We start from the raw sequence: 22,072 nt of genomic DNA on the forward strand, positions 1-22,072 counted from the left end.
TTTATTTTTAATTTCAGTCGGTTGTAAATCAGGTTTGCAGAATATCCACTTTTAAACAGTTTTTTGGCTGCTTTAAACACCGGATTCGTTAATACTGTCACGCTACGATGTTTTATTGTCTATCCGTTAGTCTCTATTCCCTCATTTGCAGCGGTCATCATTCAGCTTAATGGATAGCAGGTTTATAGGTTATCCAGACAGGAGTGATGGATGTGAAAAATGTAGTATTATTCCCGCAGCTCAAATCGGCAATAGCCTGGCTTATCGGTCATGGTGAAACAATTATGCAGTTTGCCTGGAATATCGTGGCAGCGCTGATTATTCTTTTTGTCGGGCGAATGCTTGCAAAAGTCCTCGCTAAAGCCTTCGAGAAAATTCTCTTACGACGCAACGTCGATGCGACAATCGTTCATTTCTTTGCTGCGCTCGTTCGTTATATTACGATGGCTTTTGCGATAATCGCCGCATTAGGTCGGGTAGGGATTGAGACGTCGTCCATCATCGCGGTTATTGGCGCGGCAGGGCTGGCAATTGGTCTGGCGCTGCAAGGCTCGCTTTCTAACTTTGCCGCTGGTGTTCTGTTGGTCACTTTACGTCCTTTTCGGGCCGGCAATTTTGTACAGGTCGGCGCGATTTCTGGTATGGTGCAGTCCGTACATGTTTTTTCAACAACGCTACTAACCGTTGATAATAAAGAAGTTATTATTCCTAATGGTAAAGTCATCGCCGACAGTATTGTGAATTATTCCTGCCATCCTTTTCGGCGAATCGATCTGACCCTCGGCGTGGCCAGCGAGACTAAAATTGTGCAGGTTAAGCAGGTCATTCAGGCTATCATTGATAGTGAAAAGCGAATCGATCAATCTCGTGGTACTACGGTTCGTCTGCTTGAAATGATGCCGGGCACACTTAACTTCACTGTTCGTGTCTGGGTGAAAAATAGCGAATATTGGGAGACTTATTTTGATTTTCTTGAAGCGATTAAAGAAGCGCTCGATGAACATCAGATCACACTCGCCGCGCAACGGATGGATATTAATTTAACCTCCTCGTCGTTATCGGACCTAAAAAAATAAACAATGTGGATGTTTAGCTTATAGATCATTTGATCTATGAATGTATTCAACCCCTTTTACAATTATGTTCATGCTTTTTTACACATCGCCATTATTGTTCAGGGAATAATAGTGCGTCTTATCATGACGCACTTATACAGGATAATAAAATGACAAAAGTATCACGAGCTATATTATTGACCGCCGCCGTTGCAGGTTTTTCGCTGGCGGCGCAGGCCGCGGAAGTGACTGCGCCAGCACCCGCTAAGGACCCTATCGTTCAGCACTTAAAACTGACTTCCGATCAGGTGAGCAAAATTAACAGTCTGCATCAGCAAATGGAAAAAAACGTTGAGCAGATTTCACAGCAAGACATTAAAGATGGCGCGCTGATTAACGTGATTGATTCCGGTAAATGGAATGAGAAAGCGGTGAAGGATCAGCTGGCGGCATTCAGTAAAATTGATCAACAGGTACGTTATTATCGCGTGAAGTACTATTTTGATGTGAATCAGGTACTGACGCCGGAGCAGCGCACCCAGGTGAAAAAAGATCTTGCCGACGCGCTGAGTGAATAATGCCATCAGCCCCTTTCGGGGCCGGTATTAGCGGCAGGCCACCAACGATAGCCGAATAATCCATGCTGCAGCTTCAGGCGAGACTTTCTTCATCCCGCAGGCGAATCTCCGCCTCGGCGACGATGGCTTCCAGTTCGCTAAGCATCTCATCATAACCAAAGCTGACGACGCCGACGGTTTCCGGCGGCGTCGGGGCAAGCGGCGTCGGAGACGCCTTTTTTCTGTTTTTCTTCTTACTCACTGACAGACTCCATCCCTTCCGTTGTTACACCGGTAAATCTATCAGCAAAGCGCGCAGCGGCGTATCGGCGACGAGGGTAATGTTAGCTTCGTCACGAATAAATGCCCCATCACCACAGGTGAGAGCCTGTTTGGGTTGTTCCTGCGCGACGGCATGGACGGTGCCGTGGATCGACTGCAGGTAGGCGCGCGGGCCATGCAATTGCACGTTGATCTGCTCACCTTTTTCCAGCGCGATGTGATAGACCCAGGCCTGCTGGCGAAGCTGGAGGCTATTATTCCCCCCATCCGGTGAGGCCAGCAGCTGTAGCGGCGCGTTGGCGACCTCGATTTTCTGCTGCAGCGGGTTTTCCCGCTGCGGGCAGGCATCGAGCCATAGCTGCATTCGCGTTAACGACTGCTCTTTGCTCAGATTGTGCTCGCTATAGCTCACGCCAGGCTGAGTGGCGATAATCAACGCGTCGCCGGCCCTGGCCTGCAGGTGATTGCCGTCGCTGTCGCGATACTCCGCTTCGCCTTCCAGAATCAGGTTCAGGATATCGACCTTGGGATACGTTCTGGCCTGGAACGAGGCCCCGGGGGCCAGCACTTCCTGATTGAGAACGCGTAAGGACGCGAAGCCCAGTAATTTTGGGTCGAAGTAGTGGCCAAAGGAGAAGGTGTAGCGGGCCTGCAGCCAGCCGAAGTCTGCTTGTCCGCATTGTTTGGCTGTTCGGGTAGTAATCATGTTCTTGACCTCTCTTTACACTAAATCAATGGTAAAGGTATGGACGCTGTATTGTTAGCCAGATATTCTGCCCGGTATGTTCAAATTTCCTGAATGAGAAAGCGATGGCTAAAGAGAGAGCATTAACGCTGGAAGCGTTACGCGTGATGGATGCGATCGACCGTCGCGGGAGCTTCGCTGCCGCGGCTGATGAGCTGGGACGCGTGCCTTCCGCCCTGAGCTACACCATGCAAAAACTGGAGGAAGAGCTGGACGTGGTGCTGTTTGACCGCTCAGGTCATCGCACAAAGTTCACCAACGTCGGGCGTATGCTGCTGGAGCGCGGTCGCGTGCTGCTCGAGGCGGCGGACAAGCTCACCACCGATGCCGAAGCCCTGTCTCGCGGCTGGGAAACTCACCTGACGATCGTCACCGAAGCGCTGGTGCCCACGCCGGATCTGTTTCCGCTGATTGAGAAACTGGCGACCAAGTCCAATACCCAGCTGTCGATTATCACCGAGGTGCTGGCCGGCGCCTGGGAGCGGCTGGAGCAGGGGCGGGCGGATATCGTTGTCGCGCCGGATATGCATTTTCGTTCTTCCTCGGAGATTAACTCGCGCAAACTCTATTCGGTGCTCAGCGTGTACGTCGCGGCGCCGGACCACCCGATCCACCAGGAGCCTGAACCGCTCTCTGAGGTCACCCGCGTGAAATACCGTGGCGTCGCGGTGGCGGATACCGCGCGCGAGCGGCCCGTTCTCACCGTTCAGCTGCTGGATAAACAGCCGCGCTTAACGGTGAGCACCATTGAAGATAAGCGCCAGGCGCTGCTGGCCGGATTAGGCGTGGCGACCATGCCCTATCCGCTGGTGGAGAAGGATATTGCTGAAGGACGCTTGCGGGTGGTCAGTCCGGAATATACCAATGAAATTGACATTATCATGGCCTGGCGACGGGACAGCATGGGCGAAGCGAAGTCCTGGTGCCTGCGTGAGATCCCTAAGCTGTTTGCCGGCAGATAGTCGAGGACACTCCTCCCGCTAGCGGGAGGAGCAGGAAGATCAGTAGGAAAAGGGTTTTGGATCGGGCCCGAATCGGTTGTTGCCTTCCGTTCCGCGCTGGCAGTTAAAGATCAGGATCACCAGCCAGCCGATGACCGGGATCAACAGCAGCAGCAGCCACCATGCTGAACGGTCGGTGTCGTGCAGACGCCGAAACTGCACCGCCCACCACGGTAAAAAGACCAGTATGCCATAGATGGTCGTCAGAATGCCTTCGCCGCCCGCCCGCTGCCAGCCCAGCATTTTATCGATGATGCTCAATACGCCGGTCAGGATGAGGTTGACCAGAATAAACATCCAGTACTCTTTGCGCCGCGCACGGCCGCCAAATCCTATATAGTTTTTTAATACCTTGAGATACCAGTCCATTTCTACGCCTCAATTAACCGTCAATCACTTGTTTTTTAAGCGATCGCAATAAGAATAGACGTGAATGAATGGTGGGTAAATATCTGTTTTCTGAATTATTGGGCGCCATCACTGGCGCCCGACGGATCAACGGAAGCGCTGGTCGCGACCGTGTGGTTCGCTGAGATCCTGCTGCGGCCCAATGGAGATGATGCCGGTAGGGTTAATGGTTTTATGGCTGCGGTAATAGTGGTGACGAATATGCGGAAAGCTCACCGTCTCCGCGATACCCGGCATCTGGTAGATGTCGCGCAGGAAGCCGTAGAGATTGAGATAATCGCTGATGCGTCGTTTGTCGCATTTAAAATGGGTCACATACACCGGGTCGAAGCGTACCAGCGTCGTCCACAGGCGAATATCCGCTTCCGTCAGCTGATTGCCCGTCAGGTAACGATGCTGACCGAGGATCTGCTCCAGCCGCTCCAGCGAGGTAAACACCGCATCCACCGCTTCGTCGTAAGCCTGCTGACTGGTGGCAAAGCCGGCTTTATACACGCCGTTATTGACGTTGTCATATATCCAGCCGTTCAGTTCATCGATTTTTTCCCGCAGCGCCGGCGGGTAGTAATCCCCGGCTCTGGCGCCCAGGCCATCGAAGGCGGTATTAAACATACGGATGATTTCTGCCGACTCATTGCTGACGATGGTCTGCTGTTTTTTATCCCATAGTACCGGGACGGTGACGCGACCGGTGTAGTGCGGGTCGGCGTGCAGATACAGCTGATAGAGAAAATCGTGCTGATAAAGGGTGTCACCGGTGGCTTCCGGGAAGCTGTCGTCAAAAGTCCAGCCGTTTTCCAGCATCAGCGGATTGACCACGGAGACAGGGAGAAAAGGCTCCAGTCCTTTCAGCTTACGCATAATTAACGTGCGATGCGCCCACGGGCAGGCGAGAGAGACGTACAGATGATAGCGATCTTTTTCCGCCGCAAATCCCCCTTCACCACTCGGTCCGGCCGCGCCATCGGCGGTGAGCCAGTTACGGAAGGCGGAAACGGAACGCTTAAAACGCCCACCGGTGGATTTTGTGTCATACCAGGTATCCTGCCAGACGCCGTCGACTAATTGTCCCATCTTTATTCCTCCTTCAGACTTCAGATAGCAAAAGCGAGGAGTGGTCTCCTCGCTTTTTCATTCATTCAGTATAGTGCGCTTACCATTTCTTATTCAGTACACGGTCGATACTGAAGGCGCCCGGTCCGGTAATGGCCAGCAGCAGGTAACCGCCAGCGATGGTCAGGTTTTTCATGAACATCAGGGAGTTCACGCCTTCCGCAAAATTGCTGTGGAACAGGAACGCGGTCAACAGCGTAAAGCCTGCGGTGAACAGCGCGGTGGTCCGGGTCAGGAAACCGAACAGAATCGCCAGTCCGCCGCCGAATTCAAGGAGAATGGTCAGCGGCAGCAGCGCACCCGGTACGCCCATGGCTTCCATATACTGCTGGGTTCCCGCATAACCGGTGATTTTGCCCCATCCTGCAGTGATAAACAGAATCGGCATCAGAATGCGCGCTACCAGTACACCAACATCTTCTAATTTTTTCATTTCTTACTCCAGAAAACCCAAAGGGCGGCGGTTTTGTTTTTTAGCGCAATCCCGCGTAGTTACGCGGTGTTGCTGTCGATGGAGAGGATAGTAGCGAGGCGGAGAGGGAATTGTTAGCAAGGAAAACTGTAGATCTAGTTCAAAGTTTCTGAGTAATCGGTAAGAGGGGGCGAAAATGCCTCAGCGCGATAGGTCATGACCGGCGCTGGTAAAGGCCTGGCCGGGCGGAATGGCATGGGATCAGAGGGCTGGCTGACCGCGGATGGCGGCCAGGGGGCAAGTTTTTACGCACGGCGTTGCGTATCGGGCGAGGAAGTGGCAGAGCGGGGCGCCGGGAAAAGCGCCCGCGCTCCGGGCGGCTAACGGACTGCCGACTGGCGCAGGATCCCGCGGACCAGCCGCCAGGTACTCCATAAACCCAGTCCGCGTTTGGTCCAGCGCATTAAAAAATGCGGGTGTCGGACGGACCACACGGCCATCAGACCGCTGCCCACCATCAGCCACGAACGTAAACTTAGCAGCGTATGCCAGCCGCGGTCTAAGGGCGCCGTCGCTTCCAGCCAGTGGCGGCGACAGGCGCTCAGCTCCAGCCGTTGCTGCTGGATCTGGCGCAGCAGCTGCGCCTTTTGCCGTTCACGCTCCTGTCGGCCATTCATGGTTTATCTTCCTCCAGAAGGGCACGGTCGTTCTCCAGCTCTCTTCGCGTCAGGCGCAGCAGCGTGGAGCGTCGCGCCTTACGTAAGGTAAGGATACCGACAATCGCGGCGGCGAGAAGCAGCACGACGGTGGTGGCGATCATGACGTGCAGGCGGTACTGAGCGTCAACGGCCCAGATAACCAGCACCAGCAGACTCATGAGGCCAAACGCGGCAAACAGCAGCGTCAGTCCGGTCATGATCAGCAGCTGGAAGAGGTTGGCTTTCTCCTCCTCCAGCTCCACGACGACCAGGCGCAGCCGTGTTTCCACCATTTCGACCAGCAGCGTAACGATACGCTGGCCAATGGAGAAGACGCGCTGACCCGGCCCCTGCGTGTGTTGAGTATTTGCCATAATCAGCGACGCGACAGCAGGACACCCAGCACCAGCCCGACGGCGGCGCCAATCCCGACCCCTGTCCACGGATTTTCGCGAACATAATCATCCGCTCGCGCGGCGGTCTCACGAGTTTGACGCAGAATCGCTTCGCTGGTCTCACCCAGACGGACGCGGCTCTCTTTCAGCGCGCTCTCGGCTTTACTGCGCAGTTTACCCATCTCTTCTTTCGACTTGTCCGCCGAGGAATTCAGTACTTCCTCCAGGGTGTCCGCCAGCGTTTTCAGTTCTGCACGAAGGTCGTCAGTCACATTCTCTTTAGCCATGTCGTTCTCCTGTAGCGTGGTCCGTATTGCGAAAGTTAATAGTGATTAGTAATCCCGAGACTCCAGCGTTTTCAACTCCTGTTGCGCTTCATTGAGTTTATGCTGGCGTTTATTGATTTTGTCCGCATCGCCTTTCTTCCGGGCTTCCTGCAGATCGCGCTGACGTTCAGCGATCTCTTCCCGCTGTTTGGCAATTTTTTGCTGATGATCGGCTTTGAGTTTACTGTCGCTGCAGTTTTCCCGTACCTGGCGTAGCGCGGTATTTAGCCCATCAATGCGACTTTGATTGTGATGCTTTTCGGCATAGCTGATCTCTCGTTGAATATCCTGCTCTTTTTCCTGGCAGGGAGAGGCGGCTATGGCGCTGGCGCTAAGTGAAGACAGGGCCAGAAGCAGAGCGATGCGGTGTTTCATGGATAGTACCTTCCATTGTCTTAGGGGATACCCGGAGGATAAACCCGTTCCCGTTGGTAAACGTGAATGCGTTGATTCACGCAGGTTTAAGCATAGTAACAAATACGAGAAACCACCAGACTGCGTTGAAAACGCAGTCTGGTGGCCGTTTACCCGAGCCGATGCGGCGCGTCGCGCAGGCGGGATAACCAGGCGGTGGGCGAGTTATCGTCTTCCAGCAAGGCGATAATATAACCATGAGGCAGAGCGCGGCCGAGAACCTCTTTCGCCGCCGCGCCCTGGGCGGTGGAATCAAACTTAATCAGCAGGCCATCCTTTTGCGGCGTAATGCTCTTGAAGCGGATACCGTTGGCGTCGAGGTGATGCCAGACGGAGAAACCATCCGGCATACTGACGCCCTGGCCAACCGGACGGATCGCCAGCGTGGCCTCCTGCTGCTGCACCGCCAGCCATAGCCAGAACAGCGCGCAGAGCAGAAGAGAGCCACCCAGCAGCCAGCTGAGCTGGCGCAGGGAAGGGCGTTTTATGACCATCATTAGCCCCGGCTTCTGTATTTTTTCTTCCACAGCACCACCAGCGAGCCGACCAGTCCGAAGACCAACAGCGCAACCGGCAGGAGCATCAGGCAGGACATCAGCTGATCTTCATACTTAAGGAATACCGGGGTTTTGCCCAGCAGATAGCCCAGCGAGGTCAGGATGAGCACCCACAGCAGGCCGCTCATCCAGTTAAAGAACTGAAAGCGGGCGTTATTGAGGCCGGAAAGCCCGGCGATGGTCGGCAGCAGCGTGCGCACGAAGGCAATGAAGCGGCCGATCAGCAGCGCGGAGAGTCCATGTTTATGAAACAGGTGATGCGCGCGCTGATGATAGTGAGAGGGCAGATGCGACAGCCAGTTTTGCACGATCCGCGTATTGCCCAGCCAACGCCCCTGGATGTAGCTCAGCCAGCAGCCGAGGCTGGCGGCGGCGGTGAGCAGCAGCAACGTTTCCGGAAAGCCCATCGCCCCTTTGGCGATCAGCACGCCCACGAGCACAAGCAGGCTGTCTCCCGGCAAAAACGCGGCAGGCAGTAACCCGTTCTCAAGGAACAAAATCATAAACAAGACAAAATACAGCATGCCAATCATGGAGGGATTCGCGAGCGTTTCGTAATCCTGAGCCCACAAGGCATTCAATAACTGGGTTAATAGTTCCATTCACGATTCCTGGTACATCGGTTAACGGCACGTCTGAGCGCGCGGCATGTAGGGCGACAAGATTTTTATGAGATTATGGTCGCTGCTTCGGCGCTCTGAACGCTTCCCTGTATAAAATTGAAGTAAGTCGATACCTACTCCCAGAACGGCAAAATGCATCTAATTGTAACAAATCACCTGACTTTCCGTCAGAGAAATTGCAAGGTGTTGCTCGTTGATTTTGCTGATTGCGGCGATGGGAGGCGAGAGGATTTACACAGGCTGACACTATATATGTTTTGCTTACCCCAGCCTGTCTGGGGAACAGGCGCGCAGGGGCCGCGCGCCGGGGAGATAAAGGCTTATTTCGCGCCGTTGGCCGCGGTATCGAGATGAACCACCGGGTTTTCGGCAAATAAGTAGCGATCGGCATTAAATTCAAAGTCGTCGCTGGTTTCGTTAAACAGCATTTGCTTGGTATTTTCCAGATGCTGCCACATCGCCAGTTTGGCGGCGTTCGGATCTTTACGCAGCAGAGCCTTCAGGATCTGATCGTGGTCGTCGCACCAGTTATCGACGGTGCGCAGGTCGATATGCTCATGCAGCTTTTTCCAGTACGGGTTATGCACGCGCTGGGTCCACATTTTTTCCACGATCGCCGCCAGGGCGCTATTCTGCGTGGCCAGCGCCACCTGGACGTGAAACTGCAGATCCCATTCGGAGTCGCGGAAACACTTTTCGTTGCGCGCTTTCTCCTGAATCTCCATCAGCTTCATGATGTCCTGCTTGGTCACCTGAGTGGCCGCGAATTCGGCGATATTGCTTTCAATAAGCTGCCGCGCCTGCAGCAGCTCAAAGGGGCCATAGTTGGCGAACTCCAGGCTTTCATCGGCCACCTGCTGGTATTTCGGATGGTTGGAGATGACGTGAATGCCCGACCCTTTGCGGACTTCGACATAGCCTTCCACTTCCAGCATGATAATGGCTTCACGAACCACGGTGCGGCTAACGTTTTTTTCATCGGCGATAAAGCGCTCGGCGGGCAGCTTATCCCCTACAAGGTAGACACCTTGTTCGATGCGCGTCTTCAGCTCAGCGGCAAGTTGCTGATAAAGACGGCGTGGTTCAATGATTTCCATATTCGCTCCCGCAAGATGGCGACAATATTCGATTTGTTATACCACTTTTACGCGATTTCCACCACTGGCAGGGATGAAAAAGCCGCCTGAGAAGGCGGCTTGGCAGGCGATCACCTCAGCATAAGCGTCTCTAACTCTGGGTGGCCGGTTTGCGGCTGCTAAGCGGCGTCGTGTCATCGTCAGCCGGTTTGTTTTTCAGCACCGTCCAGATGACCAGCGCGCCCAGCAGGTCAAAGACCGCCAGAACCGCAAACAGCGGGCTGAAACCGATGGTGTCTGCCAGCGCGCCGACGACCAGGGCGAACATGGTGCTCGCCAGCCAGGCGGCCATCCCGGTCAGACCGTTGGCGGTAGCGACTTCGTTACGGCCAAAGACGTCGGAAGAGAGGGTAATCAGCGCCCCGGACAGCGCCTGGTGAGCAAACCCGCCGATGCACAGCAGGGCAATCGCCACGTACGGGCTGGTGAACAGGCCGATCATCCCCGGGCCAATCATCAGCAGGGCGCCCATGGTGACCACCATTTTACGCGACACGATCAGGTTAACGCCGAACCAGCGCTGGAACAGCGGCGGCAGGTATCCACCGACGATGCAGCCGAGGTCGGCGAACAGCATCGGCATCCAGGCAAACATCGCGATCTCTTTCAGGTTAAAGCCGTAAACCTTAAACATGAACAGCGGGATCCAGGCGTTAAAGGTCCCCCAGGCCGGCTCGGCGAGGAAGCGCGGCAGGGCGATACCCCAGAACTGACGGTTGCGCAGGATCTCCCACGGCGACATTTTCTTCGCATTATTGGTCTGGTGTTGAGACTCCTGGCCGCCAATGATGTAGTCGCGTTCTTCGTCAGATAATTTCTTCTGGTCGCGCGGGTGTTTGTAGAAGATCAGCCAGGCGATGGCCCAGGCGAAGCTCAGAACCCCGGAGATAATGAACGCCATCTGCCAGCTGTGCATGACGATCGCCCACACCACCAGCGGCGGCGCGATCATGGCGCCGATAGAGGAACCTACGTTGAAGTAGCCCACCGCGATAGAGCGCTCTTTTGCCGGGAACCATTCGGAGCTGGCTTTCAGCCCGGCGGGGATCATCGCCGCTTCCGCCGCGCCCACCGCGCCGCGGGCCAGCGCCAGTCCGCCCCAACTGCCGGCGAGGGCGGTCGAGCCGCAGAATATCGCCCAGGCGATAGCGAAGAAGGCATAGCCGACTTTAGTCCCCAGAATATCAAGGACATAACCTGCGACAGGCTGCATGACGGTATAGGCAGCGGAATAGGCTGCAATGATATAGGAGTACTGTTGGGTCGAGATGTGTAACTCTTCCATCAGCGTCGGCGCGGCCGCCGCCACGGTGTTACGGGTCAGGTAGCCCAGCACGGTGCCCAGCGTCACCAGTGCGATCATGTACCAACGTAACCCTTTAATTTTACGCATGTAAACCTCATCGTCTGTAATTTCTCCGCACCAGGTGCGGCCTCTCCTGACGGCGATACGCGGTCAGGAAAGCGAAACGGAGGGTTCAGGAGGGCGGTCCCCTCTGGCCCGAACCTTACCATCAGTTGTTATGTAAAAAGTCGGTATCCATTCCGTATAAGCCGATGCCATAAACACCGGTAAAGCATTCCGTCGGTTTATATGTTGCGACGGCAGAAAGATAACTTGTCATACAACTTTAAAAGTTGAGTGCTGTCACAAAAGCGGGAAAGTTAGTGTGGTCTTTATGATTGGCGAAGAAAGCCAGATACGGCGCGCCCTGGCGAGATGTTTGCCGCGCGCAGACGGTTTTTTTTATCAGCGTTTATTGATCTAACTCACGAAAAACAGTTCGGTCTGTAGAAATTGGTGTGATAACTTTGTCAGCATTGTAGTCAATCATCTGAAAGGCTCCCGCTCCGGAGCGAAGAGGACACACGAATGACACCGTTTATGACCGAAGATTTTCTACTCGATAGCGAATTTGCCCGCCGCCTGTACCACGATTACGCCAAAGATCAGCCTATTTTCGACTACCATTGCCACCTTCCGCCGCAGCAGGTTGCCGAAAATTACCGTTTCAAAAATCTGTATGACATCTGGCTGAAAGGCGATCACTATAAATGGCGCGCGATGCGCACCAACGGCGTGCCGGAGCGTCTGTGTACCGGTGATGCCTCCGATCGCGAGAAATTTGACGCCTGGGCAGCCACCGTGCCTCACACGATTGGCAACCCGTTATACCACTGGACCCATTTAGAGCTGCGTCGCCCATTTGGTATTACAGGTAAGCTGCTGTCGCCTTCCACCGCCGATGAGATCTGGGACCAGTGCAATGCGTTACTGGCGCAGGACGCTTTCTCCGCCCGCGGGATCATGAAGCAGATGAATGTGAAGATGGTCGGCACCACCGACGATCCGATTGATTCCCTGGAACACCATGCGGTTGTCGCCAAAGACACTTCATTTGATATCAAGGTGTTACCGAGCTGGCGCCCGGATAAAGCGTTCAACATCGAGCAGGCGACCTTCAATGACTATATGGCTAAGCTGGGTGAAGTGTCCGACACCGATATTCGCCGTTTTGCGGACCTGCAAAGCGCGCTGACCAAACGTCTGGACCACTTTGCCGCTCACGGTTGCAAAGTCTCCGACCACGCCCTGGACGTGGTGCTGTTTGCGGAAGCGACTGACGCCGAGCTGGACGCCATTCTGGCGCGTCGCCTGGCTGGCGAAACCCTCAGCGAACGCGAAGTGGCGCAGTTCAAAACCGCGGTGCTGGTGTTCCTCGGCGCAGAGTATGCCCGTCGCGGCTGGGTGCAGCAGTACCACATCGGCGCGCTGCGCAATAACAACCTGCGTCAGTTCAAACTGTTAGGCCCGGACGTTGGCTTTGACTCGATCAACGATCGCCCGATGGCTGAAGAGCTGTCTAAGCTGCTGAGCAAGCAGAACGAAGAGAACCTGCTGCCGAAAACCATTCTCTACTGCCTGAACCCGCGCGATAACGAAGTGCTGGGCACCATGATCGGTAACTTCCAGGGCGAAGGGATGCCGGGCAAGATGCAGTTCGGCTCCGGCTGGTGGTTCAACGATCAGAAAGACGGCATGGAGCGGCAGATGACCCAGCTGGCGCAGCTCGGCCTGCTGAGCCGCTTTGTCGGGATGCTGACCGACAGCCGCAGCTTCCTCTCCTACACCCGCCACGAATACTTCCGTCGTATTCTGTGCCAGATGATCGGCCGTTGGGTGGCCGCCGGCGAAGCGCCTGCGGATATCGCGCTGCTGGGCGAGATGGTGAAAAACATTTGCTTTAACAATGCGCGTGACTATTTCGCCATTGAACTGAACTAAGACCAGAGGTCGGTTGATATGCAATACATCAAAATCCATTCGCAGGATAACGTCGCGGTCGCGCTGGCGGATATGACGGCCGGTAGCGTGGTGACGATCGACAATGACCCGGTCACCCTCGGTCAGGATATCGTTCGCGGACATAAGTTTGCACTGCGCGCTATCGCGAAAGGGGAAAACGTCGTTAAGTATGGGTTGCCGATTGGCCATGCGCTGGCGGATATCGCGCCGGGCGAGCATGTCCATGCGCACAATACGCGCACCAATCTCAGCGACCTTGATGCGTATCGCTATCAACCGGAGCAGGTTGCCCAACCGCCGCAGCCAGCGGATCGCGAAGTGCAGATTTATCGTCGCGCCAATGGCGACGTCGGGGTGCGCAATGAGCTATGGATCCTGCCGACCGTCGGCTGCGTCAACGCCATGGCCCGTCAGATGCAGAACCGTTTTCTGAAAGAGGCGAACGGCGCCGAAGATATCGATGGGGTGCATCTCTTCAGCCATACCTACGGTTGCTCACAGCTCGGGGACGACCACATCAACACCCGCACCATGTTGCAGAATATGGTCCGCCACCCGAACGCCGGAGCGGTGCTGGTGGTGGGCCTTGGCTGTGAAAACAACCAGGTGGATGCTTTTCGCGAAACGCTGGGCGAGTATGATCCGCAGCGCGTGCACTTTATGGTTTGTCAGCATCAGGACGATGAAGTGGAGGCGGGGGTGGCGCATCTCCACCAGCTGTATGACGTGATGCGTCAGGATAAACGTCAGCCGGGCAAGCTGAGCGAGCTGAAGTTTGGCCTCGAGTGCGGTGGGTCGGACGGCCTGTCCGGCATCACCGCTAACCCGATGCTGGGGCGCTTCTCAGACTATGTGATCGCCAACGGCGGCACCACCGTGCTGACCGAAGTGCCGGAGATGTTCGGCGCCGAACAGCTGCTGATGAGCCACTGCCGCGACGAAGCGACCTTCGACAAGCTGGTGACCATGGTCAATGACTTTAAGCAGTACTTTATCGCTCACGACCAGCCTATTTACGAAAACCCTTCGCCGGGCAACAAGGCCGGGGGGATCACCACCCTCGAAGATAAGTCGCTGGGCTGTACCCAGAAAGCGGGCTCCAGCCAGGTGGTGGATGTCCTGCGCTACGGCGAGCGTCTGAAGGTACATGGTCTGAACTTGCTGAGCGCGCCGGGCAATGATGCTGTCGCCACCAGCGCGCTGGCCGGCGCCGGCTGCCATATGGTGCTGTTCAGCACCGGCCGCGGCACGCCGTACGGCGGCTTTGTGCCGACGGTGAAGATCGCCACCAACAGCGAGCTGGCGGCAAAGAAAAAGCACTGGATCGACTTCGATGCCGGACAGCTGATCCACGGCAAAGCGATGCCGCAGCTGCTGGAGGAGTTCGTGGACACCATTGTGGCTTTCGCCAACGGCAAACCGACCTGTAATGAGCAGAATGACTTCCGCGAGCTGGCCATCTTTAAAAGCGGTGTTACCCTGTAAAGGCGCATTCATATTGGCGCCCGGGCGGCGTTGATCGCGCATTGGCCTGATAGCGCAGCGTCATCGGGTAAGCAACAGCGGCGTTTCAGCCTGTGAAGCGCCGTTTGTTTTTTTCTCTCAGGGAGCTTTCATGACCGCATATTGGCTGGCCCAGGGCGTCGGCGTCATCGCCTTTCTTATCGGCATTACCACCTTTATCAACCGCGACGAACGTCGCTTCAGGCTTCAGCTGGCGGTCTATAGCGGCGTTATCGGCGTCCATTTCTTCCTGATGGGCGCCGCGCCTGCCGGGATGAGCGCCGGGCTTAATGCGCTCCGCACGGTCATTTCCCTACGCACCCGCAGCCTGTGGGTGATGACGATCTTTATCCTGCTGACGCTGATCCTCGGCCTTGGCAAGCTGCAGCATGCTATGGAGCTGCTGCCGATTATTGGCACTGTCGCCAGCACCTGGGCGCTGTTTCGCTGTAAGGGGCTGACCGTCCGCTGCGTGATGTGGTGCTCCACCGCCTGCTGGGCGACGCATAACCTGTGGCTGGGTTCCATCGGCGGGACGCTGATTGAAGGCAGCTTCCTGATCGTCAACGGCCTGAACATTATTCGCTTCCGCCGGATGCAAAAGCGGGGTATCGATCCGTTCAGGGTTGAAAACGCGGTGCAGGAAGAGAGCCCCTCCGCGCGGTAGCGGAGGGGAAAGGCATTAGCTACGCAGGGCGTTTTTCGCCAGCTGGTCGTCTTCCGCCATGCAGGCGGCGGCGGTAAACAGGGCGTCGGTGGAGGAGTTCAGCGCGGTTTCGCAAGAATCCTGCAGCACGCCGATAATAAAGCCGACGGCAACCACCTGCATCGCCACATCGTTCGGAATACCAAACATATTACAGGCCAGCGGGATCAGCAGCAGCGAACCGCCCGCCACGCCGGAGGCGCCGCAGGCGCACAGCGAAGCGACCACGCTTAGCAACAGCGCCGTCGGCAGATCCACCGGAATATTCAGCGTATGGACCGCCGCCAGCGTCAGCACGGTGATCGTGATTGCCGCGCCCGCCATATTGATGGTTGCCCCCAGCGGAATGGAGACCGAATAGGTATCGCGATCCAGGTTCAGCTTCTCACACAGCGCCATATTCACCGGAATATTAGCGGCGGAGCTGCGGGTGAAAAACGCGTAGACGCCGCTTTCGCGCAGGCAGGTCAGCACCAGCGGATAGGGGTTGCGGCGGAGCTTCCAGAACACCAGCAGCGGATTAATCACCAGCGCTACCAGCAGCATACAGCCCACCAGCACCAGCAGCAGCTGGGCGTAACCCCACAGGGTTTCAAAACCGGTGGTCGCCAGGGTGGAAGAGACCAGACCGAAGATCCCCAACGGCGCAAAGCGGATCACCACTTTAACGATAAAGGTCACCGCGTGGGAGACATCGTTGATCAGGTTTTTAGTGGTGTCGTTACCGTGACGCAGGGCGAAGCCAAGGCCCACCGCCCACACCAGAATACCGATATAGTTGGCGTTCAGCAGGGCGTCGATCGGGTTGGACACCATACTCATTAGCAGGCCGCGCAGCACCTCAACAATCCCCGACGGCGGCGTGATGCTGTCGGCGGCGGTGGTTAAGTGCAGGGTCGAGGGAAAGACAAAACTGAACAACACTGCGGTCAGCGCCGCGCTGAAGGTGCCCAGCAGATAGAGAAACAGAATGGGGCGGATACTGGTTTTTTGTCCGTGCTGATGGTTGGCGATCGAGGCCATGACGAGCATCAATACCAGCACCGGCGCTACCGCCTTTAACGCGCCGACGAACAGGGTCCCCAGCAGGCCGACGGCGATGGCCGCAGGCTTAGAGACCAGCGCCAGCAGCACGCCAAGTACCAGGCCGACTAAAATTTGTTTCACCAGGCTGCCTTGTGCCAGGCGGGAAAGCCACCCTGATGAGGGAGTGCGTGTGGTCATAATTCATTCCTTCCAGTGATGTAGCAAGCCATCCCAGCCACGTATTATTTGTTACGTTTATGTCAGGATGTAAGTATATGTTTGCATAGTCGAGTATACGGAAAGAATGACGGGCGGGAAGCGCAAAATACTGTGATTTTAATCTGGATCTTATTTTTTAACTATGTAGCAACATAATTGTGACATGAGCAGGCATTATCGTTACGAGAAGGTTTGCTATAGCCGATTACCGCGCCGCCAGCGGGGGCCGACGGCGCGCCAGGCAGGTTACTCAGGCAGTTTGCGCTGCTTGTCGTGCTGCTTGTTGACCCAGGCGTTAATCAACAGCGTGACGGTCAGGATACCACCCACGACCCCCAGCGAGATGGCGACCGGGATATGGTAGAAATCGACGATCAGCATCTTCACGCCAATAAACACCAGGATCACCGACAGGCCATATTTGAGCATTGAGAAGCGCTCAGCGACCCCCGCCAGCAGGAAGTACATGGCGCGCAGGCCAAGAATGGCAAACAGGTTCGAGGTCAGCACGATAAACGGGTCGGTGGTGACCGCGAAGATCGCCGGGATACTGTCGACGGCGAATATCACATCGCTCAGCTCGACCAGAATCAACACCAGCAGCAGCGGCGTGGCGAACAGCACCCCGTTTTTACGGGTGAAGAAGCGCTCGCTCTCGATTTTATCGGTCATTCGCAGATGGCTGCGGATCCAGCGCACCAGCGGTTTGTCGCCGATGCCGGAATCGTCCTCTTTCGCCAGCGCCATCTTCACGCCGGTAAACAGCAGGAAGGCGCCGAAGACGTACAGCAGCCAGTCGAACTGGGAGATAAGCCAGCTACCGGCGAAGATCATAATGGTGCGCAGAACAATCGCCCCGAGGACGCCATACACCAGCACCCGGCGCTGCAGAGCAGGCGGCACGGCGAAGTAGCTGAACAGCATCAGCCAGACGAAGACGTTATCGACCGCCAGCGCTTTTTCAATCAGATAGCCGGTGAGGAAGGCCAGGGCCTGCGGATCGGCGACGGCGCGGCCCTGGGTTTGCACCAGATACCACCAGAACGCGGCGTTAAACAACAGAGAAAGTGTGACCCAGAGGATAGACCAGCCAGCGGCCTGCTTCATGGTCATGCTATGCGAACCGCGTCGTCCCTGAAGCAGCAAGTCGATCGCCAACATGATCGCGACGACGACAGCGAATCCACCCCATAGCAACGGCGTGCCGACAGTATTCATTTGATATTCCTTACATAAAAACAAAAACGGCTGACGTCGGAAGACGGCAGCCGCTGCGCTTTTATGCATAGACCTCGCCTTCCGGCAAGGTCTCACTTACAACAACCAAAGTTCATCGCGATGGGCTTTGGTAATTGCCCGGCGACCGGATGCGGTGTTACACGCATCGTAATGACGATCGGCCGGCAAGGAAGTTACTCCCCTTTGCTCGTAACAAAATATGTCACGGGGCGGTTTTCGTCAATGGCGGCCAGACGGGCCTTTACACTCTTTTACGCCAGCGGCTGCGTATCGGCCGGGAACATCACCCCGGTCTGGCGACGAATTTCGCTCGACAGTTTCGCCGTGATACGGCTCACTGCCAGGCCCGGATGGTCGACATCCTCTGTTTCCACCAGCCGCGCGAAGGTCTCCGCCTCGTACAGCATAGTATTGATATGCTGCGGCTGCGTCAGGTCCTGGGCTTTGCCGCCGCGCGGCACAAACGCCAGCTTCTGGCACTCGGAGATTTTTTCGATCACTAATACGCCGTCTTCGCCCTGAATTTCACTGGGGATCGCCGAGTCGCTCACCTTGGAATGATGCAGCGTCACGTCGAAGTCGCCGTAGCTCAGCACCACGGTGCCCTGGGCGTCCACGCCGCTGTCCAGCAGGCTGGCGGTGGCATGAACGGCCCGCGGTTCGCCCCACAGCGCCACAGCGGACGCCAGGCAATAGAAGCCGATATCCATAATCGACCCGTTGGAGAACGCCGGATTAAAGGTGTTGGGGTTTTCGCCGTCGAGGTAGCGCTGGTAGCGCGAAGAGTACTGGCAGTAGTTAATGAAGGCTTTACGCAGTTTACCCACTTTGCCGAGGGTTTCCTTCAGCAGCAGAAAGTTGGGCAGGCTGGCGGTTTTGAAGGCTTCAAACAGCACCACGTTGTTGGCTTTCGCCACCGCGATGGCCGCCTCGACCTCCTGCAGATTCGACGCCAGCGGTTTTTCGCAAATGACGTGCTTTTTGTGGCTCAGGAACAGCCGCGTCTGCGGGAAGTGCAGGGAGTTCGGGCTGGCGATATATACCGCGTCAATGGCGTCGCTTTGCGCCAGCGACTCCAGCGAGGTAAACAGATGCTCGACCGGATAGTCATTGGCGAAGGCTTGCGCCTGTTCGAGGCTGCGGGAGTAGATGGCGGTAAGTTTATATTTGCCGGTTTCATGGGCGGCATCGACAAACTGCTTAGTGATCCAGTTTGTGCCAACAACTGCGAAACGTATCATAAACGGTGACGAACTCCATTAAAGGGAACCTGTCGTCACTCTATCATGCCCCCATGACAAAACCAGTGCGTGACTACGCAGAACGATTTAACGAAAGGTGCGTCAGCCACAGGCGGGTGTCGAACTCCAGCTGATGGTACTGCGGCTCCATATGGCAGCACAGCTGGTAGAAGGCTTTGTTGTGCTCCTTCTCTTTCAGATGCGCCAGTTCATGGACCACGATCATCCGCAAAAAGTCCTCCGGCGCGTCGCGAAATACCGTCGCCACGCGAATCTCCGCTTTGGCTTTCAGCTTGCCGCCCTGAACGCGGGAAATGGCGGTATGCAGGCCGAGCGCATTGTTCAGCACGTGGATCTTACTGTCATACATCACTTTGTTGATCGGCGCCGCGCCGCGCAGAAAGCGGTTTTTCAAATCCTGGGTGTACTGATATAGCGCTTTATCGCTGTTCACGTCGTGCCCATGCGGATAGCGCTTTTGCAGCACCTCTCCAAGGCGGTTTTGCTCGATTAACGTGGTCACCTGCGCCAGCAGCGATTCAGGATAGCCCTGTAAATAAATGAGTTTTGTCATCGTCTTATCATTATGTCTGTCAGGAGGGCAGTTCAGCCACGGTCATGGTAAAGACCAGCGGCGCGGGCCCCGCATTCCGGTACCCGTGCTCTGTTTCGGTACGGGCCACCGCGGATTCCCCGGCCGCCACCGTGCGGCAGGTCTCGCCAAGCGTCAGCGTCAGCGCGCCGGCTTCCACGTGCAGCAGCTCGAAGGTCGTCGCCGGATGGCCGGGCGAGGTAAAGGCTTCGCCGGGCTGCATCTCCCAGCGCCACAGCTCAATCATATTCGGCCCGGCGGTGCCGGCGAGGAGCCTGGCGCTGCCCCCCAGCGGGCCTTGCCAGAGGGTGGGGATCTGCTCGGCGGGAATAATATGCAACGCGGGTTCGCTAGCCACATTGACAATATCCGCCACCGAGACGCCCAGCGCGGCGGCGAGTTTGCAGAGGATCGCAATGCTGGGGTTGGCGGCCTCTTTTTCCATCTCGACCAGCATGCCTTTGCTGATGCTGGCCCGGCGCGACAGCTCGTCCAGCGACATTTTTTTCGCTTTACGGTAGGCCTTCAGCCGCGTGGCGACGGCGCGACTTACTTGGTCGACATCAGATCCTGAATCGGTCGTTATATTGACTTTTACGTTCATTGGTCACTATGATGAAACAAATTGGTCATTACAGGATTATCGAATGCGTAGCGTAACGCCGTCAATCGAATCTGCGGTCAGCCGCCTGGCGCCGGGCTTTCGGGCATTAAGTATTGTGGTGGAGAGCGCGCCGGTGGCCAATCCCGCCGTCGCGGAACAGGCGCTGGCCGAGGCCTGCCTGGCGGTGCAGCAGGATGATGTGCCCTGGGCGCAAGCGCACCTGGCGGCATGGGATGAAGTGTTCAGCGCCTTCGGCGCGAAGGCGAAACGTACCCCCTGTTCGGCGCAGGCGCTGCGCAAGCGGGTGCTGAAGGAGGGGAGCCTGCCGGCCATCGATCCGGTGGTGGATATCTACAACGCGATCAGCATTCGCTATGCCATCCCGGTCGGTGGGGAAAATCTGGCCGCCTACCGTGGCGAACCGCGGCTGGCCATTGCCCGCGGCGATGAGCCATTCGATACGCTAAAATCGGCAGAGCCGGTGGTGGAATATCCGGAGCCGGGCGAAGTCATCTGGCGGGATGATATAGGCGTAACCTGCCGACGCTGGAACTGGCGGCAGGGCGTACGCACCCGGCTGGACAGCGGCGCGCAGACGATGTGGTTTATTCTCGAAAGCCTGCCGGCGATGCCGTTGTCGGCCCTGCATGAGGCGGGAGAGCGGCTGGTAGGCTATCTGCAGCAGCTGATGCCCGGCGCCCGCGCCTCGATAACGCTGCTGCGAGCCGATGACGAGGGCGATCTACGCTGAGCGGCGATGATCAGCGATCTCTCTTCAACTGGACAGGATTTGCGTATAAACTCGCGGGTTTTACTATTCCGGAGGCGGAGAGGCGATGAGCCAGGCAGAGTTAAACGGTGAGTTATTCACATTAGAGCGGTTCCCACCTAACGCTGAAGAAGAAGCGCTTCAGGCGTGGGAAGCGGCGGATGAATATCTGCTGCAACAGGTGAATGACGTCGACGGCCTGACGCTTATCTTCAACGACGGCTTCGGCGCGCTCGCCTGCGCGCTGGCGGAACGCAACCCGGTGAGCATCAACGACTCCTTCATCTCCGAGCTGGCGACCCGCCACAACCTGCGGATGAACGGCATTGATGAAGAGAGTGTGCGTTTTCAGGATAGCCTGAGCCCGCTGCCGGCCGGGCCGGCGCTGGTGCTGATTAAGGTGCCAAAGCAGCTGGCGCTGCTGGAACAGCAGCTGCGCGCCCTGCGCGCAGTGGTGACGCCGAAAACCCGCATTATCGCCGCGGCGAAAGCGCGCGATGTGCATAACTCGACGCTGGCGCTGTTTGAAAAAATCCTCGGCACCACCACCACCTCGCTGGCGTGGAAAAAAGCGCGTCTGATCCACTGCGTTTTCACCGCCCCTGAGCTTGCCGATGCGCCGCAAACCTACAGCTGGAAGCTGGACGGCACGCCGTGGACCATCCACAACCATGCCAACGTCTTTGCCCGCAGCGGTCTGGATATCGGCGCGCGCTTCTTCCTGCAGCATTTACCGTCTGATTTAGAAGGCGAGATCGCCGATCTCGGCTGCGGCAACGGAGTGATAGGCCTGCAGGCGCTGGCGCAGAACCCCCATGCCCGCGTGATGTTCACCGATGAGTCGCACATGGCGGTGGCTTCCAGCCGGTTGAACGTTGAGCACAACCTGCCGGACGATATTGACCGTTGTGAATTTATGGTCAACAACTCGCTCTCCGGCATTGAGCCGGACCGCTTTACGGCGATCCTGTGCAATCCGCCGTTCCACCAGCAGCACGCCATTACCGACCATATCGCCTGGCAGATGTTTAACGACGCCCGCCGCAGCCTGAAATACGGCGGCGAGCTGTACGTCGTCGGCAACCGTCATCTCGACTACTTCCGTAAGCTGAAGCGCGCTTTTGGTAACTGCACGACGATTGCG

General features: G+C 56.6%; 26 protein-coding genes. 8 read left to right on the forward strand and 18 right to left on the reverse strand.

The annotated features are described in order from the left end of the window. Nucleotides 1-212: 212 nt before the first annotated feature. Both MKR05_RS24115 and MKR05_RS24120 read left to right on the forward strand, forming a co-directional pair. A complete protein-coding gene (locus tag MKR05_RS24115) occupies nucleotides 213-1,076 on the forward strand; it encodes a mechanosensitive ion channel domain-containing protein (RefSeq protein WP_023291098.1) in 864 nt (287 codons plus the stop codon). A 149-nt stretch (nucleotides 1,077-1,225) separates the two neighbouring features. Beyond that, on the forward strand, nucleotides 1,226-1,633 hold the full coding sequence (locus MKR05_RS24120) for a Spy/CpxP family protein refolding chaperone (RefSeq protein WP_032454162.1): 408 nt from the start codon (nucleotides 1,226-1,228) through the stop codon (nucleotides 1,631-1,633). Between the two features lie 73 nt (nucleotides 1,634-1,706). Here the strand turns inward: MKR05_RS24120 and MKR05_RS24125 are convergent, their stop codons facing one another. Next, the gene (locus tag MKR05_RS24125) at nucleotides 1,707-1,874 is read right to left on the reverse strand and encodes a hypothetical protein (protein ID WP_004206134.1); all 168 of its coding nucleotides are present in this window, start codon (nucleotides 1,872-1,874) and stop codon (nucleotides 1,707-1,709) included. A 24-nt stretch (nucleotides 1,875-1,898) separates the two neighbouring features. Then, the gene (locus MKR05_RS24130) at nucleotides 1,899-2,600 is read right to left on the reverse strand and encodes a pirin family protein (RefSeq protein ID WP_023291096.1); all 702 of its coding nucleotides are present in this window, start codon (nucleotides 2,598-2,600) and stop codon (nucleotides 1,899-1,901) included. 104 nt (nucleotides 2,601-2,704) lie between these two features. On the opposite strand from MKR05_RS24130, the gene MKR05_RS24135 reads away from it, so the two are divergent. Continuing rightward, nucleotides 2,705-3,601, forward strand: coding sequence for a LysR family transcriptional regulator (locus MKR05_RS24135; RefSeq protein ID WP_004144865.1), 897 nt, complete (start codon nucleotides 2,705-2,707; stop codon nucleotides 3,599-3,601). Nucleotides 3,602-3,640: 39 nt separating this feature from the next. Here MKR05_RS24135 and MKR05_RS24140 read toward each other — a convergent pair whose 3' ends face one another. The 11 genes from MKR05_RS24140 to MKR05_RS24190 form a co-directional block, all read right to left on the reverse strand. Then, the gene (locus MKR05_RS24140; protein ID WP_017900662.1) at nucleotides 3,641-4,009 is read right to left on the reverse strand and encodes a DUF805 domain-containing protein; all 369 of its coding nucleotides are present in this window, start codon (nucleotides 4,007-4,009) and stop codon (nucleotides 3,641-3,643) included. Between the two features lie 126 nt (nucleotides 4,010-4,135). Then, nucleotides 4,136-5,122 carry a glutathione S-transferase family protein gene (locus MKR05_RS24145; protein WP_023291095.1) on the reverse strand — a complete coding sequence of 329 codons (987 nt, stop codon included), beginning with the start codon at nucleotides 5,120-5,122 and terminating at the stop codon, nucleotides 4,136-4,138. A 79-nt stretch (nucleotides 5,123-5,201) separates the two neighbouring features. Further along, on the reverse strand, nucleotides 5,202-5,594 hold the full coding sequence (locus MKR05_RS24150) for a DoxX family protein (protein ID WP_002917920.1): 393 nt from the start codon (nucleotides 5,592-5,594) through the stop codon (nucleotides 5,202-5,204). Between the two features lie 359 nt (nucleotides 5,595-5,953). Next, complete coding sequence (locus MKR05_RS24155; RefSeq protein ID WP_023291094.1) at nucleotides 5,954-6,250, reverse strand: YqjK-like family protein; 297 nt, start codon at nucleotides 6,248-6,250, stop codon at nucleotides 5,954-5,956. Further along, nucleotides 6,247-6,645: a phage holin family protein gene (locus tag MKR05_RS24160; protein ID WP_023291093.1), complete on the reverse strand. Its 399-nt coding sequence runs from the start codon at nucleotides 6,643-6,645 to the stop codon at nucleotides 6,247-6,249. Before MKR05_RS24160 ends, MKR05_RS24155 begins: the two co-directional genes overlap by 4 nt. 2 nt (nucleotides 6,646-6,647) lie before the next feature. Continuing rightward, on the reverse strand, nucleotides 6,648-6,953 hold the full coding sequence (locus tag MKR05_RS24165) for a YqjD family protein (RefSeq protein ID WP_248569170.1): 306 nt from the start codon (nucleotides 6,951-6,953) through the stop codon (nucleotides 6,648-6,650). Nucleotides 6,954-6,998: 45 nt separating this feature from the next. Continuing rightward, nucleotides 6,999-7,367 (reverse strand): DUF1090 domain-containing protein, encoded by a 369-nt coding sequence (locus MKR05_RS24170; protein ID WP_004206124.1) that lies wholly within the window; start codon nucleotides 7,365-7,367, stop codon nucleotides 6,999-7,001. Between the two features lie 149 nt (nucleotides 7,368-7,516). After that, nucleotides 7,517-7,894, reverse strand: coding sequence for an EnvZ/OmpR regulon moderator MzrA (mzrA, locus tag MKR05_RS24175; RefSeq protein WP_072096611.1), 378 nt, complete (start codon nucleotides 7,892-7,894; stop codon nucleotides 7,517-7,519). 8 nt (nucleotides 7,895-7,902) lie between these two features. Further along, on the reverse strand, nucleotides 7,903-8,565 hold the full coding sequence (yqjA, locus tag MKR05_RS24180) for a DedA family general envelope maintenance protein YqjA (protein WP_023291090.1): 663 nt from the start codon (nucleotides 8,563-8,565) through the stop codon (nucleotides 7,903-7,905). A 341-nt stretch (nucleotides 8,566-8,906) separates the two neighbouring features. Next, complete coding sequence (gene exuR, locus MKR05_RS24185) at nucleotides 8,907-9,683, reverse strand: transcriptional regulator ExuR (RefSeq protein ID WP_004206120.1); 777 nt, start codon at nucleotides 9,681-9,683, stop codon at nucleotides 8,907-8,909. Between the two features lie 130 nt (nucleotides 9,684-9,813). After that, nucleotides 9,814-11,115 carry an MFS transporter gene (locus MKR05_RS24190; RefSeq protein WP_023291089.1) on the reverse strand — a complete coding sequence of 434 codons (1,302 nt, stop codon included), beginning with the start codon at nucleotides 11,113-11,115 and terminating at the stop codon, nucleotides 9,814-9,816. A gap of 480 nt (nucleotides 11,116-11,595) precedes the next feature. On the opposite strand from MKR05_RS24190, the gene uxaC reads away from it, so the two are divergent. From uxaC to MKR05_RS24205, 3 genes are all read left to right on the forward strand, one after another. Then, nucleotides 11,596-13,008, forward strand: a complete 1,413-nt coding sequence (gene uxaC, locus MKR05_RS24195; RefSeq protein ID WP_023291088.1) for a glucuronate isomerase — start codon at nucleotides 11,596-11,598, stop codon at nucleotides 13,006-13,008. Nucleotides 13,009-13,026: 18 nt separating this feature from the next. After that, nucleotides 13,027-14,514 (forward strand): UxaA family hydrolase, encoded by a 1,488-nt coding sequence (locus MKR05_RS24200; protein WP_044524824.1) that lies wholly within the window; start codon nucleotides 13,027-13,029, stop codon nucleotides 14,512-14,514. Nucleotides 14,515-14,644: 130 nt separating this feature from the next. Then, a complete protein-coding gene (locus MKR05_RS24205; RefSeq protein ID WP_049013415.1) occupies nucleotides 14,645-15,199 on the forward strand; it encodes a YgjV family protein in 555 nt (184 codons plus the stop codon). 15 nt (nucleotides 15,200-15,214) lie between these two features. Here MKR05_RS24205 and sstT read toward each other — a convergent pair whose 3' ends face one another. The 5 genes from sstT to MKR05_RS24230 all read right to left on the reverse strand — a co-directional run bounded on the left by sstT (nucleotide 15,215) and on the right by MKR05_RS24230 (nucleotide 20,159). Further along, on the reverse strand, nucleotides 15,215-16,462 hold the full coding sequence (gene sstT, locus MKR05_RS24210) for a serine/threonine transporter SstT (RefSeq protein ID WP_023291085.1): 1,248 nt from the start codon (nucleotides 16,460-16,462) through the stop codon (nucleotides 15,215-15,217). Between the two features lie 267 nt (nucleotides 16,463-16,729). After that, on the reverse strand, nucleotides 16,730-17,701 hold the full coding sequence (locus MKR05_RS24215) for a TerC family protein (RefSeq protein ID WP_004188496.1): 972 nt from the start codon (nucleotides 17,699-17,701) through the stop codon (nucleotides 16,730-16,732). Nucleotides 17,702-17,973: 272 nt separating this feature from the next. Continuing rightward, nucleotides 17,974-18,963, reverse strand: a complete 990-nt coding sequence (locus tag MKR05_RS24220; protein WP_065812766.1) for a Gfo/Idh/MocA family protein — start codon at nucleotides 18,961-18,963, stop codon at nucleotides 17,974-17,976. A gap of 73 nt (nucleotides 18,964-19,036) precedes the next feature. Further along, nucleotides 19,037-19,537, reverse strand: a complete 501-nt coding sequence (locus tag MKR05_RS24225) for a M48 family metallopeptidase (RefSeq protein WP_032454156.1) — start codon at nucleotides 19,535-19,537, stop codon at nucleotides 19,037-19,039. A 19-nt stretch (nucleotides 19,538-19,556) separates the two neighbouring features. Further along, a complete protein-coding gene (locus tag MKR05_RS24230; RefSeq protein ID WP_043520967.1) occupies nucleotides 19,557-20,159 on the reverse strand; it encodes an XRE family transcriptional regulator in 603 nt (200 codons plus the stop codon). A gap of 43 nt (nucleotides 20,160-20,202) precedes the next feature. On the opposite strand from MKR05_RS24230, the gene MKR05_RS24235 reads away from it, so the two are divergent. Further along, complete coding sequence (locus tag MKR05_RS24235) at nucleotides 20,203-20,910, forward strand: B3/4 domain-containing protein (RefSeq protein ID WP_065812765.1); 708 nt, start codon at nucleotides 20,203-20,205, stop codon at nucleotides 20,908-20,910. An 85-nt stretch (nucleotides 20,911-20,995) separates the two neighbouring features. Further along, nucleotides 20,996-22,072 (forward strand): 23S rRNA (guanine(1835)-N(2))-methyltransferase RlmG (rlmG, locus tag MKR05_RS24240; protein WP_284118873.1); only part of this gene is annotated, 1,077 nt, incomplete at its 3' end.

Source organism: Klebsiella sp. K5-204 (genome assembly GCF_030128585.1).
In the GTDB taxonomy this organism is placed as follows: Bacteria; Pseudomonadota; Gammaproteobacteria; order Enterobacterales; family Enterobacteriaceae; genus Klebsiella; species Klebsiella quasipneumoniae.

Bases quoted from the DNA above. Each gene is read 5' to 3' on its own strand.
- MKR05_RS24120 (WP_032454162.1), top strand. From the start codon at position 1,226: ATGACAAAAGTATCACGAGCTATATTATTGACCGCCGCCGTTGCAGGT.
- MKR05_RS24130 (WP_023291096.1), bottom strand. From the start codon at position 2,600: ATGATTACTACCCGAACAGCCAAACAATGCGGACAAGCAGACTTCGGC.
- MKR05_RS24135 (WP_004144865.1), top strand. From the start codon at position 2,705: ATGGCTAAAGAGAGAGCATTAACGCTGGAAGCGTTACGCGTGATGGAT.
- MKR05_RS24140 (WP_017900662.1), bottom strand. From the start codon at position 4,009: ATGGACTGGTATCTCAAGGTATTAAAAAACTATATAGGATTTGGCGGC.
- MKR05_RS24145 (WP_023291095.1), bottom strand. From the start codon at position 5,122: ATGGGACAATTAGTCGACGGCGTCTGGCAGGATACCTGGTATGACACA.
- MKR05_RS24150 (WP_002917920.1), bottom strand. From the start codon at position 5,594: ATGAAAAAATTAGAAGATGTTGGTGTACTGGTAGCGCGCATTCTGATG.
- MKR05_RS24155 (WP_023291094.1), bottom strand. From the start codon at position 6,250: ATGAATGGCCGACAGGAGCGTGAACGGCAAAAGGCGCAGCTGCTGCGC.
- MKR05_RS24160 (WP_023291093.1), bottom strand. From the start codon at position 6,645: ATGGCAAATACTCAACACACGCAGGGGCCGGGTCAGCGCGTCTTCTCC.
- MKR05_RS24165 (WP_248569170.1), bottom strand. From the start codon at position 6,953: ATGGCTAAAGAGAATGTGACTGACGACCTTCGTGCAGAACTGAAAACG.
- MKR05_RS24170 (WP_004206124.1), bottom strand. From the start codon at position 7,367: ATGAAACACCGCATCGCTCTGCTTCTGGCCCTGTCTTCACTTAGCGCC.
- yqjA (WP_023291090.1), bottom strand. From the start codon at position 8,565: ATGGAACTATTAACCCAGTTATTGAATGCCTTGTGGGCTCAGGATTAC.
- exuR (WP_004206120.1), bottom strand. From the start codon at position 9,683: ATGGAAATCATTGAACCACGCCGTCTTTATCAGCAACTTGCCGCTGAG.
- MKR05_RS24190 (WP_023291089.1), bottom strand. From the start codon at position 11,115: ATGCGTAAAATTAAAGGGTTACGTTGGTACATGATCGCACTGGTGACG.
- uxaC (WP_023291088.1), top strand. From the start codon at position 11,596: ATGACACCGTTTATGACCGAAGATTTTCTACTCGATAGCGAATTTGCC.
- MKR05_RS24200 (WP_044524824.1), top strand. From the start codon at position 13,027: ATGCAATACATCAAAATCCATTCGCAGGATAACGTCGCGGTCGCGCTG.
- MKR05_RS24205 (WP_049013415.1), top strand. From the start codon at position 14,645: ATGACCGCATATTGGCTGGCCCAGGGCGTCGGCGTCATCGCCTTTCTT.
- sstT (WP_023291085.1), bottom strand. From the start codon at position 16,462: ATGACCACACGCACTCCCTCATCAGGGTGGCTTTCCCGCCTGGCACAA.
- MKR05_RS24215 (WP_004188496.1), bottom strand. From the start codon at position 17,701: ATGAATACTGTCGGCACGCCGTTGCTATGGGGTGGATTCGCTGTCGTC.
- MKR05_RS24220 (WP_065812766.1), bottom strand. From the start codon at position 18,963: ATGATACGTTTCGCAGTTGTTGGCACAAACTGGATCACTAAGCAGTTT.
- MKR05_RS24225 (WP_032454156.1), bottom strand. From the start codon at position 19,537: ATGACAAAACTCATTTATTTACAGGGCTATCCTGAATCGCTGCTGGCG.
- MKR05_RS24230 (WP_043520967.1), bottom strand. From the start codon at position 20,159: ATGAACGTAAAAGTCAATATAACGACCGATTCAGGATCTGATGTCGAC.
- MKR05_RS24235 (WP_065812765.1), top strand. From the start codon at position 20,203: ATGCGTAGCGTAACGCCGTCAATCGAATCTGCGGTCAGCCGCCTGGCG.